The organism is Vibrio hibernica (assembly GCF_015223435.1).
GTDB classification, from domain to species: Bacteria; Pseudomonadota; Gammaproteobacteria; order Enterobacterales; family Vibrionaceae; genus Vibrio; species Vibrio hibernica.
In genome coordinates this window covers 1-15,465 of the sequence record NZ_VHKO01000009.1, presented here as the reverse complement: position 1 = coordinate 15,465, position 15,465 = coordinate 1, and the positions used below count along the sequence as shown (strand labels likewise).

Below are 15,465 nucleotides of genomic sequence, written 5' to 3'. Positions count from 1 at the left end.
ATGAATACCATCTAAAGGAATTAGGAAGACGTGAATGGCTGTTGAATTAAATGAATTACGAGATCAAATTGATGCAGTGGACAAGCAAATTGTGGAGCTTTTGGCTCAGCGTTTGTCACTGGTTGAAAAAGTAGGTGAAGTAAAAAGCATTCATGGTCTGCCTATTTATGCACCAGATCGCGAAGCGGCTATGTTAGCTTCTCGTCGTGCTGAAGCCGAAAAGCGTGGCGTTCCACCTCAGTTGATCGAAGATATTTTGCGTCGCACTATGCGTGAGTCTTATGCTAGCGAAAAAGATTCTGGCTTTAAATGTTTAAATCCACAATTACGTTCAATTGTGATTGTGGGCGGTAACGGCCAACTAGGCGGTGTGTTCAAGCGTATGTTTGAGCTATCTGGGTATCAAGTCAAAATATTGGGCAGCCAAGATTGGGATAATGCGGAAACGTTGTTGAAAGACGCTGGTATGGTGGTGGTGAGCGTGCCAATCCACTTAACGGATTTTGTGATCAGGAAATTGCCGAAATTACCTGATGATTGTATTTTATGTGATTTAACTTCAATCAAAGCGGATCCTTTAGCTGCAATGCTTGAAGTACATGCTGGCCCCGTAGTTGGTTTGCATCCTATGTTTGGTCCGGATATTCCAAGCATGGCGAAACAAGTGATTATTTGCAGCGATGGTCGTTTACCTGAAACCTACCAATGGTTACTCAAGCAGTTTGAAATATGGGGCGCGAGTATTTGCGCTATTGATGCCAAAGAACATGATAATGGCATGACTTTAATCCAAGCATTACGTCACTTTACTTCGTTTGCTTATGGTCTGCATTTATCGCAAGAGAACCCAAATCTGGACACCTTAGTGCAGTTAAGTTCACCAATTTATCGCTTAGAACTGGCGATGGTTGGGCGTCTATTTGCACAAGATCCTAATCTTTATGGCGATATTATCATGTCATCTCAGCATAACATCGACATGATTAAGCGGTTCCATCAACGTTTTGGTGAAGCGATTAAAATTTTAGATAACCATGATAAAGCTGAATTCGTGCAGCAATTTGAAACGGTATCTGAGTGGTACGGTGATTACTCACAACGCTTTATGAATGAAAGTCAAAACCTGTTAAAACAAGCCAATGATGCCATGCACCGTGGTAAGTAAATATGAGCCAAGTAAGGTAATTAAATAGATTTAAGGCCTTTCTCTTATAGTAAAATCAGCCAACTTTTCTGACTATTTATTCGTAGTTAAAAGTTGGCTTTTTATTGTTCTGTGATTAAATGTTCATTTGATCGCGATTGCGCTGGTTTTTACATTCTCCCAGCCATCTTCATCAAGTCCAAAGTTTTGTAATCCATCATGATAATTCCCTCTATCTACTTCACCACTTTCTTTTATTGATGGCGATTTAGTCGTTCTTTCTAGTAACCCTTGTAGCTGAATCAGGCCATTAATATGGTTAATCAGTGAAGACCAATGAATATGATCTTGCTGCTTAAATAGTTGATTGAAATTATCGGGGTGCCAATTTAAGAAATCTTTTGGGTCAAGTGTTTGTCCTAGAAAACGAATCTCGTAATGCAAATGTGGACCTGTGGATGCCCCTGTATTCCCACATAAAGCAATAGGATCACCTTTCTCAATGAACTGGCCAGTTTTAACTAAAAAGCGTTGTAAGTGAGCATACATCGACATAAAACCAAACCCATGGCGTATTTTAATTAAGTTGCCATAGCCTTGATTACTCGGGCGAGTGAGTTCTACTACGCCATCGGCTGTCGCATAGATAGTGCCACCATTGGGGCAGGTTAAATCCATACCTAAATGGCGTTTTGATTGACCTGTTATCGGGTGGATTCGAACGCCATAAGGTGATGATATTCTTTGATAGGCCATGGGAAGATCATTTGGGATCATTCGAAATAAAGTCGCTTTAACCGCGGGGCTTAAATTAGACGTGTCCTTATTGATATTAGAGACTAGAAAGGTGGCTAACAATGTATTCGTTTTTGTTTTCAGCTTAGGTGCTGATATATGTTCATCTACTGTTTCATCCTTATGTTCAGGAGACTGATGATTAAAATTATGCATTGTGATCATGGTAGGCGCAGAGTTTGTGCGCTTTGGAATTTGATGCGCCAAATGATACGCACTAAATAGTATGCAAATGAAAGAGAGGAGGATGAACCCAGCAGTAGCAAAAGTAGGAACGGTGATAATATCGCTGTTTTTAGTAAGTGAGGCGGGGGGCTTAAAAGAGAAAAACAGCATATTAGTGATTCACATTGATGAAATAAGCAAATGAATACCATTAGGTTTACCTGAACGAATTCAAAAGCTAAAGGGTTAGAGATAATGGTAATTTGTTTTTACAGCGCTGTTCTCATTATTCATTTTCAAGCATTAAAAAAGCCACATCTAATTAAAAATGTGGCCTTGGTATTTTGGGTTACTGCTAGTGACTATTTGGTCATACGTTTGTACTTGATGCGGTGCGGTTCTGCCGCTGCTGCGCCAAGAGTTTGTTTTAACCAATCGGTGTATTCACTGTAGTTCCCTTCAAAGAAGTTTACTTGGCCTTCATCACGGTAATCTAATATGTGAGTGGCGATACGATCGAGGAACCAGCGGTCATGCGAGATAACCATGGCGCAACCAGGGAATTCAAGTAGGGCCTCTTCAAGTGCGCGCAGTGTTTCGACGTCTAGGTCATTGGTTGGTTCATCGAGTAGTAATACGTTACCGCCAGCTTTAAGCAGTTTAGCTAAGTGCACACGGTTACGTTCGCCGCCCGATAAATCGCCAATGCGTTTTTGTTGATCGTTGCCTTTAAAGTTAAAACGAGAGCAATATGCACGCGCTGGAATTTCAAAGTTATTGATCTTGATAATATCGGCGCCTTCAGAGATCTCTTGGAATACGCTGTTATTATCATTCATGCTGTCACGGAACTGATCAACCGATGCTAATTTAACGGTTGTACCTAATTCGACAGTACCTGAATCGGGTTGTTCGGCGCCGCTTAATATCTTAAATAATGTTGATTTACCCGCGCCATTGGCACCGACGATACCGACGATGGCACCTTTTGGCATACTAAAAGATAAATCATCAATAAGAACGCGATCACCAAATGATTTGGTTAAGTTCTTCACTTCAAGCACTTTGTCACCTAAACGCTCACCCGGCGGAATAAACAGCTCGTTGGTTTCATTACGTTTTTGATGCTCAGAGGTATTTAATTCTTCAAATCGAGCCATACGTGCTTTTGATTTAGCTTGACGACCTTTTGGATTTTGACGTACCCACTCCAATTCCTTCGCGATGGTTTTCTTGCGAGCGTTTTCAGTTGACGACTCTTGTGCGAGGCGCTCATCTTTTTGCTCTAGCCACGAAGTGTAGTTACCTTCCCATGGAATACCCTCACCACGGTCAAGCTCTAAGATCCAACCCGCAGCGTTGTCTAGGAAATAACGGTCATGGGTAATTGCCACAACAGTACCGCTGTAATCAACAAGGAAGTGCTCAAGCCATGCGACCGATTCTGCATCTAAGTGGTTAGTCGGTTCATCAAGTAATAACATGTCGGGTTTTTCGAGTAGTAGACGACAAATTGCGACACGACGGCGTTCACCACCGGATAAGAATTCAATTTTGGCATCCCATTCTGGCAGACGCAATGCATCGGCTGCGCGTTCCAAAGAATTCTCTAGGTTATGACCATCTTTGGCTTGGATTAAGGCTTCTAATTCGCCTTGTTCTTTCGCTAGTGCATCGAAATCGGCATCGGGTTCTGCGTAGGCAGCGTAAACAGCGTCAATGCGTTTTAAAGCGTCAGCAACATCAGAAACAGCTTCTTCAACAATTTCACGTACCGTTTTTGATTCATCAAGAACCGGTTCTTGGGGTAAGTAACCGACTTTAAGGCCAACTTGCGCGCGTGCTTCACCATCAATATCTTGATCAATACCCGCCATAATGCGAAGTAACGTTGATTTACCTGAACCATTTAGGCCAAGTACACCGATTTTAGCACCAGGGAAGAAGCTCAGAGAGATGTCTTTTAGTATTTGACGTTTCGGCGGCACAACTTTGCTCACACGAGACATGGTATAGACGTATTCAGCCATAGTCTTACATATCCTATTATTGATAATAATTTGAAAGCGTTAGTTTACTCTTTCTCACATAAGATTCACACTAAGGATGATAAACATAAGTATGATTATCATTCAGCTTGGTTTTGATTGTTCAATAATATTTATAGGGAAGTTTCTGCATTCATGTCGTATTCAAATAAGATCACCTTAAACTTACTCAGTGTGCTTCGTGGCGTGTTTTTTAGCTCATTTTTTTTAGCCATGCCTACCGTGGCGAGTAATATTTCAAAAGCGACGCCATTACTCAGCGAGCAAGCTAATGATAAGAAAGGGGCTGCACTATCTCCTTTAGAGCAACAGCGAGCGCTTTACCAACAAGCCCAAGATTTTCTCGATCAAAAAGATGTTGAATCCTATCTGAAACTTCGTCCTCAAATTGCCAGTTATCCTTTAACGCCTTATGTCGATTATCGTACCTTTTTAGTGGATATAGGCTTGCAAACACCAACGCAAGTTGATGACTTCACACTAAAATATAAAGATTTCCCATTTTCTAGCAGCATTAAGGCCGCTTATCTTGATGGTTTGGCAAAAAATGAGAATTGGATGGCGTTATTAAAATATCAAACAGAAGAACCCCACGATCAAAAATATCGTTGTTATTATTATACGGCTAAATTAGAAACGGATGATAAAGCCAGTGCCTACAAAGGCGCTGAAAATTTATGGTTAACGGGAGGAAGTGTCTCTTCAGCCTGCGATGATTTATTTCAGCAGTGGACAACAGCGGGTTATCGCAGTGATGATATGATTTTACAGCGTATGTTATTGATGTTTAAAGCCAATAATACCCGACTATTTGGTTATTTAGATAATATGCTCGCGACAGATTCGGCTCGTTCTCAATCAACCATATTACAACATCTGTATAAAAAACCTAAAGGCGTGGTCGCATTTAGTCAATCAAATCCAGTCAATCCATTCAATCAAACCCTAACGGAATTAGCATTTAAACAGCTTATTCGTAAAGATACTAAGCAAGCGGTACGTGTGTTTAATCAAGTGATGTCAGCACAAAAATTACCCCAAGCAATACAAACTAATTTGGCTAATTACGCGAGCTCGTGGCTAACCAATACCGATTCTGACCAATTGGCGAAGTGGCGAGATACAAAAATTAAACAAGGTGGCTCTGTCTCGTTAATGGAGCGTCGAGCAAGGTTGGCAGTACAGTTCAATGATTGGCAATCGGTAGATAAGTGGATTAAACGATTACCTCAAACCATGCAAAATAGCACTCGTTGGCAGTATTGGTTAGGACGTGTCGAATTTGCGCAAGGAAAAGATAAACAAGCGAAACAACGGTTAAAGAAAATTTTAGGTCACCGTGATTTTTATAGCGTAGCTGCCGCGAATTTATTAGGTGAGCCTATTCGTTATGAAAGTCAAATTCTAACTGGGAAACAGGTTGATATTTCTGATAAACAAGCGGCATTAGACCGCATTGAAGAGATGATTGATGTTGATAAAATCAAAGCGGCGAAACGAGAATGGCGTTGGTTGTTATGGCATAGCACTCAAAATCAAAAATTGGCTTTAGTGCAATATTCAGCACAAAAACATTGGTACAACTTCACTGTGGTCGCGACGATTGAAGCTAAAATGTGGAGTTATACCAGTTTACGTTTTCCGATTACACACCGTGGGTGGTTTGAGCACTTCTCGACACAAAATGAAGTATCAATGATTACGTTAATCTCATTAGCTCGGCAAGAAAGTGCGCTTGATATTGAAGCCATTTCACCTGTTGGTGCTCGTGGTTTGATGCAAATAATGCCAACGACAGCGCAACATGTGGCTGATGTGCATAAGTTAGATTATGAAAATGCAGATGATTTATATAAAGTTGAAAAGAATATTGAAATTGGAAGTGCTTATCTGGGGGATTTATTAAAAGACTATGATAATAATAGAATTTTTGCTTTCGCAGCTTATAATGCGGGCCCAAGTCGAGTGAAGCAGTGGCGATCTCGTACGGCCGAAAAAGTGGATGCTTATTCTTTTATTGAAGCGATTCCTTTTAATGAAACCCGTGGTTACGTGCAGAATATTTTGATGTTTGAAACCTATTATCGTAATTTACTTGGTCAAGACGGCACTTTTTTAACGTCAAATGAGATTAAGGAAAAATATTAATCATGCAATCATCGAATGATACTGACAATTATGATAGCCAGAACAAGCCTGAATTTGAAGGTTGGCAGGACGTATTAACAGCTTTAGAGCTAGCAACTCAAAAAGATCAATTGGATTTTTTACTGTCTGCATTATTGACGTTTGATGAGCGAGAGGCATTACTTGCTCGTATGAATATTTTGCATGAGTTAATGAAAGGTGAGCGATCACAGCGCCAAATTAGTCAAATGCTAAAGGTTGGCATTGCGACCATTACACGTGGCTCTACTGAGTTAAAGCACAGTAGTCCTGAAAAAAAACAGCAGCTACAACAATTGTTGCAGACTGCTGCGCAAGATAAGCGATAACTTTATGGCTAAACCCTGTTTTAGTCCCGATAAATTTAAAAGTGATTAGGGTTTACAAACGGGATCAGTGCCAAAACTAATGCTTGATGGTAAACGGAGCTTCGAGTTAATTGATGATGAGTGAGAAGGCCGATTGCACCTCCTTTTTGTTTGATGTTTTCAGTGGCAAATACTTCATCCATCACATCCCCAAGTTCTTTTCCTTGCTCGACTTTGGTCAGTACTTCTGGCGGTAACATCAAGCAGGCAGAGCGTGATTCGCCACGTTTATTTTCGGATTGATTATCTTCAATTATCATCCAAGCAAAAGTGAAGTTATCTTCAATTCCTGCTTCTAATCCGACATAAAAATCACCATCCTCAATCGCAAGCTTGGCATTTTTAACTCGATTTAATGCACCTTGCTTGGTTTCTTTATCATTCATTGGTTGATCGGGCACGCCGCTCTCAACCGAAACGCCTTTAAAACTAAAGTTTTGATTTGGAAAACTATCCGTAAACGCACTTTCTACCGCTTTAATTTTTGCTGGGTTAAGTGAGGCGACGATCACTTTCATATTGGCATTTTCTATCAAGGCATTAACTCAATTTTACGGAAGTTGGTTTTACATTCTCGATCGGATAACAACCGAGTACTTTTAAATGACGAGTTATTTTAGTGAGTTCCTCTAAAGCTTGCTGCATTTTCTCTGAATCTAAATGCGCTTCTAGGTCGACATAGAACATTTCTTCCCATGGATTGCCCATAATTGGTCGAGATTCAAGCTTCGTCATATTGATGTCATAACGTTGTAAAACCAATAACGTTTGAACCAAAGCACCCGCTTCGTGTGACGTCGACATTATGATGGTTGTCTTGGCTGGGATTTGTGTTGAAACTTCGACCGACTTACGAGCTACCACAATAAAGCGAGTGTGATTTTCTGTTTGATTGGCGATATTTTCTTGAATGTTTTGCAAACCATAAAGCTTGCCACTACTTGCGTTACCGATTGCAGCCACATCATTACGATTGAGTTCTTTCACTTTTTTCATTGCATCGGCAGTGCTAGCGCAAGATTCTAATGTGACGCCATTAAGATGACTTAAAAATTCACTGCATTGTTGGTGTGGTTGAGGATGAGAATATAAGGTTTTGATATCCTCTAATCGGATGTTCTCTTGAGCCAATAAGCAGTGTTCAATCGGAAGGGTTAACTCACCTACAATGTATAATGTAGTGTGTTGTAATAGGTCATAAACCTCGTTAATCGATCCTGAACTGGTGTTTTCAATTGGCAGTACGCCAAAGCTAGCGTGCCCAGTTTCAACCGTTGTGGCGACTTCTTTGAAGTTATTGCAGTTGTGTTCGATGAGTTCATTATTCTTTCGGCTAAAATATTCACGACTCGCAAGATGAGAGTAAGAACCTTTAGAGCCTAGAAATGCGACTCGAACCAATGGTTGACGGCTATCTTCTGGGTTGGCAAGGTTTTGTAAATAGGTTTGTTGCAGTAGTACCGAGTCTTCAATGATGGTGTGAAATACTTTAGTGATGTAGTTGGCATCAAGCTGATATTTATCTTTTCCATTATTAATGAGCTTGACCAGCAACTCTTGTTCACGCTTAGCATCGCGAACCGGTTTAGAGGTTTCGACTTTGCTTTTGGCGACTTCAATACTTAATGAACGACGTTCTGAAAGAATATTGAGGAGTTGATCATCAAGTTCATTGAGTCGAAGTCTGATTTGGTCTAGAGAATATTTCGCTTGTGTCATGATTTTTTCCTATAAAAAAGCCCCCCAGTTGGGAGGCTTTCTGTCCGTTTTTGGTTTCTTTTTTCAAAACGACATTAGCCTCATCAATTAAGAGGTAAAAAAGAAGCCAAAAAAGAACAGATTATGTGAATGCATTTAAGGTACTCATTGGTATATATAGAACACACACCATAAGGCAAGCGATACAAAATCGTCAAGCAAAAAAATAGCGCCCAATTAGGCGCTAAAGTTGGTTTTCTGTAATGTGGTTAAAATTATTCTTCTGTCTCTTCTAGCTCTAATTCGTCATTAAGCACTTTATTACGCTTTGCTTCTGGTTTATGGCTGAGCTTATTCAGTTGTCGTTCTAGTTTTTGTTCTACTTCATTAATGGCTTTATAAAGATCCTCATCCATTGCAGAGGCATTCAATTGACCTTTAGGTACGGTGATTGTCGCTTCGATTTTTTTCTGATTAGCGGGTTCAATACTAATGTTAGCTTGGCAGCTAATTAAATCGATTTGCCATTTTTCTAGTTTTTTAAATTTAGCCTCAATGTGATCACGAATAGAAGAAGTGATGTCGATATTTTTACCAATAATACTTACTTTCATAGGTTTTTCCTTTTGTGGCTTAATTTGTTACGTTCAGATTACCTTTTGGATAAAATAATAATGTGATTTCGATCAACTTTTTTTCTAGTGTTTTTCTAGCAAAGAGTTAAATGTGATCCTGAACAAAGCGTGTGAAAAAGAGGGAGTGAAATAGTTTGTATTTTATCGATAAAGGGGTAGATTTGAATGAATGGTTACTAGAGATTTATATTTTTAGGGTGTGATTTTGTCTTTGATTTAATAGCCATTTCTTAGTTGTGGTCATGTTTTTGTTTATGTGTCTCACATAACTTAATCAATACTCTTCAAAAAGAAAAAAAGCAGCTGACGCTGCTTTTGGATCTCAAAGATTCAAGGCTTTAATCTGCATTACTTTTCTTTATTTAAAGCAATTAATTCTTCGGTTTTTTTCACTCCATCGTCAAGCTTGATTGCTTTATACGCTTTCAACTGGATTTCTAACGATTTATGGGCAGCCTTGGTATCTGGATAGGTTTTTTGAATTTCTTGGCAACGGTTAATCGCGGCAATATAGGCCTCTCTGCGCAAGTAGAAATCTGCAGACGCTAAGTCATATTCTGCTAATCGGTTTTTCAGCGACAATAAACGCATACGAGCATCAGCCGCGTAAAGACTATCAGGATAACGTTCAAGTAGGTGCTTAAAATCAACAAACGCTGCTTTCACCGGTTCCGGATCTCGGTCTGAGCGATCAATGTTAAATAATGTGTGCATGAAATTAGAGTCTTGCGCCATATTGGTTAGACCGCTCATATACAGCACCCAATCAGAACGTTCATGTCCTGGATTCAGACGGATAAATCTAGCAATGGTGGCTGAAGTCAGTGGATAATCGCCATTTTTGTAATAGGCAAAGATAAGATCCAATTGCACTTGATCTGAATAAGGGCCGAAAGGGTAGCGAGAGTCTAAAGCTTCTAATTTTTGGATTGATTCAGTCCAGTTACCAGATTGTAATTCTTTTTGAGCTTGAGAATACAAATCTGAAGGTGGAATATCAGGCACGGCATTTTTATTATCGGCGCATCCTGCAAGTAAAATGATGGTCATTAGACCTATAATATATTGGCGTTTCATTGTGAGGAGTACATTCCTTGAGATTAAATCTTGAAATTAAATATTGTTGTGTCCGTTACTTCTGACAACTTAACAGATACAATGATGAATAACTCTATTTTATCCATAATGATGGATATTAGTCCTATGGTTTTTTAAAAAGTTCGATATGACCCAGCAGATAATACGCACAGATACAGTAAAAGACTCGCAACTTGGACAACGCTTAGATCAAGCGATGGCTGAATTGTTTACGGATTTTTCACGTTCTCGATTGAAAGAATGGTTGCTTGACGGCAAAGTTCAAGTCAATGGGGAAGTGGTAACCAAACCTCGAGTTCGAATGATGGGCGGCGAGGAGTTGACTCTTCAAGCCGAACTTGAAGATGAAGAACGTTGGATAGCGCAAGATATTCCCTTAAATATTGTTTATGAAGATGACGATATTTTGGTGATCAATAAACCACGTGATTTTGTGGTTCATCCTGGCGCAGGGACACCTGATAGCACCGTCTTGAATGCGTTATTGCATCATTATCCTGATATCGCAAAAGTACCACGAGCGGGGATTGTTCACCGTTTGGACAAAGACACTACTGGTTTGATGGTAGTGGCAAAAACGGTACCAGCGCAAACCCGTTTGGTTCGTGCACTACAGAAACGTACAATCACTCGTGAATATGAAGCAATTATCATTGGTTCTATGACCGCGGGCGGGAGAATTGAAAAACCAATCGGTCGTCATACTAATAAGCGTACCCTGATGGCGGTGAACGAAACGGGAAAAGAGGCGGTAACTCATTACCGTGTGGCTGAGCACTTCCGTGAACATACACGAATTCGTTTACGCCTTGAAACAGGCCGGACTCATCAAATTCGTGTGCATATGTCTTATATTCAACATCCATTGCTAGGGGATATCGCCTACGGTGGTCGAGCGCGTATTCCTCGCGGAGCTTCGGCAGAATTAACTCATATGATTCGCAGTTTTGACCGCCAAGCGTTGCATGCTGTGATGCTGAAATTTGCTCACCCAGAAACTGGTGAAGTCATGAAGTTTCATGCGCCAGTGCCCGATGACATGATCGTAATGGCAGAAGCATTGCGTCAAGATGCAAAAGATAATAAAGAAGAAGCCCCTCTGTAGGAATGAAATCAATTATCCCTAATTGGCCAGCACCTAAACATGTTAAAGCGTTTAGCTCTACGCGTTTAAATGGTGAATCAAAAGGTGTATATCAAGGGTTGAATCTTGGTATGCATGTTGGGGATGATGCTTCTATTGTTACTTTGAATCGCGAATTGATTGCACAGGATTGCCAGATGCCAAGCAAACCTGTGTGGTTAAATCAGACTCACTCGACTCATGTTGTTAAACTGACTGAAGCAAGCTCAACCGTGATTGATGCCGATGGCAGTGTTACTGATGCAAAAAAGGTTGTTTGTAGTGCCATGACTGCCGATTGTCTTCCTGTATTACTGACTAATATTGAAGGGACACAAGTGGCTGCTGTACATGCAGGTTGGCGTGGTTTAGCTGATGGTATTATTGAACAAGCATTACAAAAGTTTGATAAACCTGAAAACGTGATGGCTTGGCTTGGCCCTGCGATTGGTGCTTCGGCATTTGAAGTTGGTCAAGACGTACTTGACGCTTTTATTGCATTTGATCCGCAAGCGATCCAAGCATTTGTAATAAAATCAGATGCTGAAAATAAATGGCTAGCGAATATGAATTTGTTAGCAACTCAACGCTTAAATCACTTAGGTGTTACGCAGATCTTTAGTAATCATCATTGTACTTTTTCTGAATCTGAGCTTTTTTATTCCTACCGTCGTGATGGAGTGACAGGCAGACAAGCTACCTTCATTTGGATTGAATAATACTTTTGAGACAATAATCTTCCCGAATACTTGAAATAATCCCTCTTTGCATCCATTTATAAACCATAACTAATGTATCTATTCTACACGTCTTTTTGATGTATTCCTGTTGGGATACTTTGATCGAGTCGGAGGCTTATTATGCGTTTTGATAAATTCACCAGTAAATTTCAACTTGCCATTTCTGATGCGCAGTCACTTGCCCTGGGCCGCGATAACCAATTGATTGAACCTGTGCATTTGATGCAGGCATTACTCGATCAAGACAGTAGCGCTATTCGCCCACTATTTACGATGCTGAGGGTTGATGCAACTCAATGGCGCTCGAAATTAAGCCAGGCGTTAGATAAATTGCCTAAAGTTACGGGTACGGCGGGTGATGTTCAACTGTCTAAGCCATTAGCCAATTTATTGAATTTATGTGACCAATATGCGCAAAAGCGTAAAGATACTTATATTTCTGCTGAGCTGTTCTTGCTCGCTGCGGTGGAAGATAAAGGCCCGCTAGGCCAATTATTTAAAGAATTTGGCTTAAATAAAGAGAATGTCACTAAGGCCATTGATGAAATTCGAGGTGGTCAACATGTGGATGATCCAAATGCGGAAGAAAAGCGCCAAGCATTAGAGAAGTACACAATTGATCTCACTGAGCGTGCTGAGCAAGGAAAACTGGATCCTGTTATTGGTCGTGATGATGAAATTCGTCGTACCATTCAAGTATTGCAACGTCGAACTAAAAATAATCCAGTATTAATAGGCCAACCGGGTGTGGGTAAAACCGCGATTGTTGAAGGGCTTGCACTGCGTATCGTCAATAATGAAGTGCCCGAAGGTTTACGTGGCCGCCGTGTTTTATCTCTGGATATGGGCGCATTGATTGCAGGCGCGAAATATCGTGGAGAATTTGAAGAGCGCTTAAAAGCAGTATTGAACGAATTGTCGCAAGAAGATGGCAATGTGATTTTGTTTATTGATGAACTACATACCATGGTCGGCGCAGGGAAAGGCGAAGGTTCAATGGATGCAGGCAACATGCTCAAACCGGCTTTGGCTCGTGGTGAACTGCATTGTGTCGGCGCGACAACCTTGGATGAATATCGACAATATGTCGAGAAAGATCCAGCATTGGAAAGACGCTTTCAAAAAGTGCTGGTGGATGAGCCAAGCGTGGAAGATACCATTGCGATTTTACGTGGTTTGAAAGAGCGTTATGAGTTGCACCATCATGTTGAAATTACCGATCCTGCGATTGTGGCAGCGGCAACGCTATCGCACCGTTATGTCTCAGATCGTCAATTACCTGATAAAGCGATCGATTTAATTGATGAAGCCGCATCAAGTATTCGTATCCAAATAGATTCAAAGCCTGAATCCATGGATCGCTTAGATCGTCGTATCATTCAATTAAAAATCGAGCAACAAGCATTACTAAATGAAGATGATAATGCCAGTGCCAAACGTTTAGAAATCTTAAACCAAGAACTTGGTGAAAAAGAACGTGAATATTCTGAGTTAGAAGAAGTATGGAAAACCGAAAAAGCCGCACTTTCTGGTACCCAGCATATTAAGACAGAGTTGGAGCAGGCGCGTTTAGATATGGATGTGGCGCGTCGAGCGGGTGATTTGCAACGAATGTCGGAATTGCAATATGGCAAAATCCCAGAATTAGAAAAGCAATTAGAGGCTGCATCCCAAGTCGAAATGATTGAAATGACATTGCTGAAGCATCGTGTAACTGATGCTGAAATTGCAGAAGTGCTTTCTAAACAAACCGGTATTCCTGTGTCGAAAATGCTGGAAGCAGAAAAAGCCAAATTGTTGTCAATGGAAACCGTGTTACATGAACGTGTGATAGGGCAAAAAGAAGCGGTAGAAGTGGTTTCTAATGCCATTCGTCGTAGCCGTGCAGGTTTGTCTGATCCGAATAAACCGATTGGTTCATTCTTATTTTTAGGACCAACAGGTGTTGGGAAAACCGAACTTTGTAAAACATTAGCGAACTTTATGTTTGATACCGAAGATGCCATGGTCCGGATTGATATGTCTGAGTTTATGGAAAAACATTCAGTATCACGTTTAGTTGGTGCCCCTCCGGGATATGTGGGTTACGAGGAAGGTGGTTATTTGACCGAAGCGGTACGCCGTAAACCTTATTCGGTGATTTTACTGGATGAAGTTGAAAAAGCGCATCCTGATGTGTTCAATATTTTATTACAAGTATTAGATGATGGTCGCTTAACCGATGGCCAAGGTCGTACTGTCGATTTTAAAAATACGGTAGTGATCATGACTTCTAACTTGGGGTCGGATCGAATTCAAGCAAAGGCTGCCACGTCGGATTATGAATCCATGAAAGCCGATGTTATGGAAGTGGTGATGCAACATTTTCGTCCAGAGTTTTTAAACCGAGTTGATGAGAGTGTGGTGTTCCATCCGTTAGGCCAAGCGCAGATTAAATCGATCGCATCAATTCAATTGCAACGATTAAGTCAACGTATGGCGGATAAAGAATATCATTTAGAAGTGGGCGAAGATGCCTTGGCACTGATTGCACAAGTAGGCTTTGATCCAGTTTATGGTGCGCGACCATTGAAACGCGCGATTCAGCAAATGGTGGAGAATCCATTAGCAAAATCGATGTTATCTGGGGAGTTGATTCCGGGTAAAACGGTGAGCTTGAGTGTGGAAGATGACCATATTGTAGCCAAGCAATAAAGTGTAATTCATCTAATTCCAATCAAGATTAAAAGAGCTTCCCAATCAATGGAGGCTCTTTTTTTATAAAGCAGGAATGGCAATTAGATAGGTATCGATGGCTCAGCATCATCGAAATCAGGTTATATGAGGCTGGTTATCGCATAGTAGGCAGCACTGTACTGATGCGCCCAAATTAGAAACGACACTAAAGTGGGGGAAGTGAAGATGAAGTAAAACACCTCGGACTGGATAAGGTTAGAAAGGTTGAAATTGGTCATTCGGCTGATTTAGTCTGCTATAACTTAAGTAAAGTAAGATTTTCCGAAAGTAACTCACACTTGATGTCAGCAGTTATGTTTGGAAAGCCGTGAAGATTAAGCATGTTTGGGTTAATGGTCATCGAGTTATATAAAGACGGAATAAGTAAAATAAAAGAAGAATTACTATAATAGAGAATGCATATCGATTAATTGAGAACTTAAAGAAACGAATTCCTAATACTTAAAGATTTTTTATAGAATGAAATTAGCCTTTATTAAGCCATTTTTAGTTTTTATGTGGATAAGCTGTGAGAAAGTTGAGTGTAAATAGGTATAAATAAGGCTTTGAATACAAAATAGACATCTAACACTTATTTTTAAGTTTTTCATGAAAAAGCCCTTGCCAATGTGAACTTGATCTCTATAATACGACCTCACTGACACGGAGCACACAGCCTAACGGCCGCAACGAGTCAGAGGTCACAACCTTCTCAAAAAGGGTAACGAAAAAAGATTGCAGAAAGTGTTTGACACCCTCAATCAAATCGT

At 40.4% G+C, this 15,465-nt stretch carries 13 protein-coding genes and 1 other annotated feature; of the genes, 7 read left to right on the top strand and 6 right to left on the bottom strand.

Going from position 1 to position 15,465, the window contains the following annotated elements:
* The first annotated feature begins 34 nt into the window (after window positions 1–34).
* A complete protein-coding gene (tyrA, locus tag FH976_RS05800; protein ID WP_194089959.1) occupies window positions 35–1,165 on the top strand; it encodes a bifunctional chorismate mutase/prephenate dehydrogenase in 1,131 nt (376 codons plus the stop codon).
* 123 nt (window positions 1,166–1,288) lie between these two features.
* On the opposite strand, the gene FH976_RS05795 is transcribed toward tyrA, so the two are convergent.
* Window positions 1,289–2,095: a M23 family metallopeptidase gene (locus tag FH976_RS05795; protein WP_194089958.1), complete on the bottom strand. Its 807-nt coding sequence runs from the start codon at window positions 2,093–2,095 to the stop codon at window positions 1,289–1,291.
* 91 nt (window positions 2,096–2,186) lie between these two features.
* Between FH976_RS05795 and FH976_RS16055 the strand changes: the two genes are divergently transcribed.
* Window positions 2,187–2,309 (top strand): hypothetical protein, encoded by a 123-nt coding sequence (locus tag FH976_RS16055; protein WP_267463517.1) that lies wholly within the window; start codon window positions 2,187–2,189, stop codon window positions 2,307–2,309.
* Between the two features lie 157 nt (window positions 2,310–2,466).
* Here FH976_RS16055 and ettA read toward each other — a convergent pair whose 3' ends face one another.
* On the bottom strand, window positions 2,467–4,134 hold the full coding sequence (gene ettA / locus FH976_RS05790; RefSeq protein WP_194089957.1) for an energy-dependent translational throttle protein EttA: 1,668 nt from the start codon (window positions 4,132–4,134) through the stop codon (window positions 2,467–2,469).
* A gap of 231 nt (window positions 4,135–4,365) precedes the next feature.
* Here ettA and FH976_RS05785 point away from each other — a divergent pair, with 231 nt between their 5' ends.
* On the top strand, window positions 4,366–6,300 hold the full coding sequence (locus tag FH976_RS05785) for a transglycosylase SLT domain-containing protein (RefSeq protein WP_407701631.1): 1,935 nt from the start codon (window positions 4,366–4,368) through the stop codon (window positions 6,298–6,300).
* A 2-nt stretch (window positions 6,301–6,302) separates the two neighbouring features.
* Window positions 6,303–6,647, top strand: a complete 345-nt coding sequence (gene trpR / locus FH976_RS05780; protein WP_194089955.1) for a trp operon repressor — start codon at window positions 6,303–6,305, stop codon at window positions 6,645–6,647.
* 35 nt (window positions 6,648–6,682) lie between these two features.
* Here trpR and yjjX read toward each other — a convergent pair whose 3' ends face one another.
* The 4 genes from yjjX to bamD form a co-directional block, all read right to left on the bottom strand.
* Window positions 6,683–7,204 carry an inosine/xanthosine triphosphatase gene (gene yjjX / locus FH976_RS05775; RefSeq protein WP_194089954.1) on the bottom strand — a complete coding sequence of 174 codons (522 nt, stop codon included), beginning with the start codon at window positions 7,202–7,204 and terminating at the stop codon, window positions 6,683–6,685.
* A gap of 22 nt (window positions 7,205–7,226) precedes the next feature.
* Complete coding sequence (gene pheA, locus FH976_RS05770) at window positions 7,227–8,405, bottom strand: prephenate dehydratase (RefSeq protein WP_194089953.1); 1,179 nt, start codon at window positions 8,403–8,405, stop codon at window positions 7,227–7,229.
* Window positions 8,406–8,415: 10 nt separating this feature from the next.
* Window positions 8,416–8,538, bottom strand: a sequence feature (Phe leader region).
* A gap of 121 nt (window positions 8,539–8,659) precedes the next feature.
* Window positions 8,660–8,998 (bottom strand): ribosome hibernation-promoting factor, HPF/YfiA family, encoded by a 339-nt coding sequence (gene hpf / locus FH976_RS05765; protein ID WP_194089952.1) that lies wholly within the window; start codon window positions 8,996–8,998, stop codon window positions 8,660–8,662.
* 369 nt (window positions 8,999–9,367) lie between these two features.
* Window positions 9,368–10,096 carry an outer membrane protein assembly factor BamD gene (bamD, locus tag FH976_RS05760; protein ID WP_194089951.1) on the bottom strand — a complete coding sequence of 243 codons (729 nt, stop codon included), beginning with the start codon at window positions 10,094–10,096 and terminating at the stop codon, window positions 9,368–9,370.
* Between the two features lie 148 nt (window positions 10,097–10,244).
* On the opposite strand from bamD, the gene rluD reads away from it, so the two are divergent.
* From rluD to clpB, 3 genes are all read left to right on the top strand, one after another.
* A complete protein-coding gene (gene rluD / locus FH976_RS05755) occupies window positions 10,245–11,222 on the top strand; it encodes a 23S rRNA pseudouridine(1911/1915/1917) synthase RluD (RefSeq protein ID WP_194089950.1) in 978 nt (325 codons plus the stop codon).
* A 2-nt stretch (window positions 11,223–11,224) separates the two neighbouring features.
* Window positions 11,225–11,959 carry a peptidoglycan editing factor PgeF gene (pgeF, locus tag FH976_RS05750; RefSeq protein WP_194089949.1) on the top strand — a complete coding sequence of 245 codons (735 nt, stop codon included), beginning with the start codon at window positions 11,225–11,227 and terminating at the stop codon, window positions 11,957–11,959.
* Between the two features lie 141 nt (window positions 11,960–12,100).
* Window positions 12,101–14,674: an ATP-dependent chaperone ClpB gene (gene clpB, locus FH976_RS05745; protein ID WP_194089948.1), complete on the top strand. Its 2,574-nt coding sequence runs from the start codon at window positions 12,101–12,103 to the stop codon at window positions 14,672–14,674.
* Window positions 14,675–15,465: the final 791 nt, after the last annotated feature.

Excerpts from the sequence above, each read along its gene's own strand:
- tyrA (WP_194089959.1), top strand. The coding sequence starts at position 35 with ATGGCTGTTGAATTAAATGAATTACGAGATCAAATTGATGCAGTGGAC.
- FH976_RS05795 (WP_194089958.1), bottom strand. The coding sequence starts at position 2,095 with ATGCATAATTTTAATCATCAGTCTCCTGAACATAAGGATGAAACAGTA.
- FH976_RS16055 (WP_267463517.1), top strand. The coding sequence starts at position 2,187 with ATGAACCCAGCAGTAGCAAAAGTAGGAACGGTGATAATATCGCTGTTT.
- ettA (WP_194089957.1), bottom strand. The coding sequence starts at position 4,134 with ATGGCTGAATACGTCTATACCATGTCTCGTGTGAGCAAAGTTGTGCCG.
- FH976_RS05785 (WP_407701631.1), top strand. The coding sequence starts at position 4,366 with ATGCCTACCGTGGCGAGTAATATTTCAAAAGCGACGCCATTACTCAGC.
- trpR (WP_194089955.1), top strand. The coding sequence starts at position 6,303 with ATGCAATCATCGAATGATACTGACAATTATGATAGCCAGAACAAGCCT.
- yjjX (WP_194089954.1), bottom strand. The coding sequence starts at position 7,204 with ATGAAAGTGATCGTCGCCTCACTTAACCCAGCAAAAATTAAAGCGGTA.
- pheA (WP_194089953.1), bottom strand. The coding sequence starts at position 8,405 with ATGACACAAGCGAAATATTCTCTAGACCAAATCAGACTTCGACTCAAT.
- hpf (WP_194089952.1), bottom strand. The coding sequence starts at position 8,998 with ATGAAAGTAAGTATTATTGGTAAAAATATCGACATCACTTCTTCTATT.
- bamD (WP_194089951.1), bottom strand. The coding sequence starts at position 10,096 with ATGAAACGCCAATATATTATAGGTCTAATGACCATCATTTTACTTGCA.
- rluD (WP_194089950.1), top strand. The coding sequence starts at position 10,245 with ATGACCCAGCAGATAATACGCACAGATACAGTAAAAGACTCGCAACTT.
- pgeF (WP_194089949.1), top strand. The coding sequence starts at position 11,225 with ATGAAATCAATTATCCCTAATTGGCCAGCACCTAAACATGTTAAAGCG.
- clpB (WP_194089948.1), top strand. The coding sequence starts at position 12,101 with ATGCGTTTTGATAAATTCACCAGTAAATTTCAACTTGCCATTTCTGAT.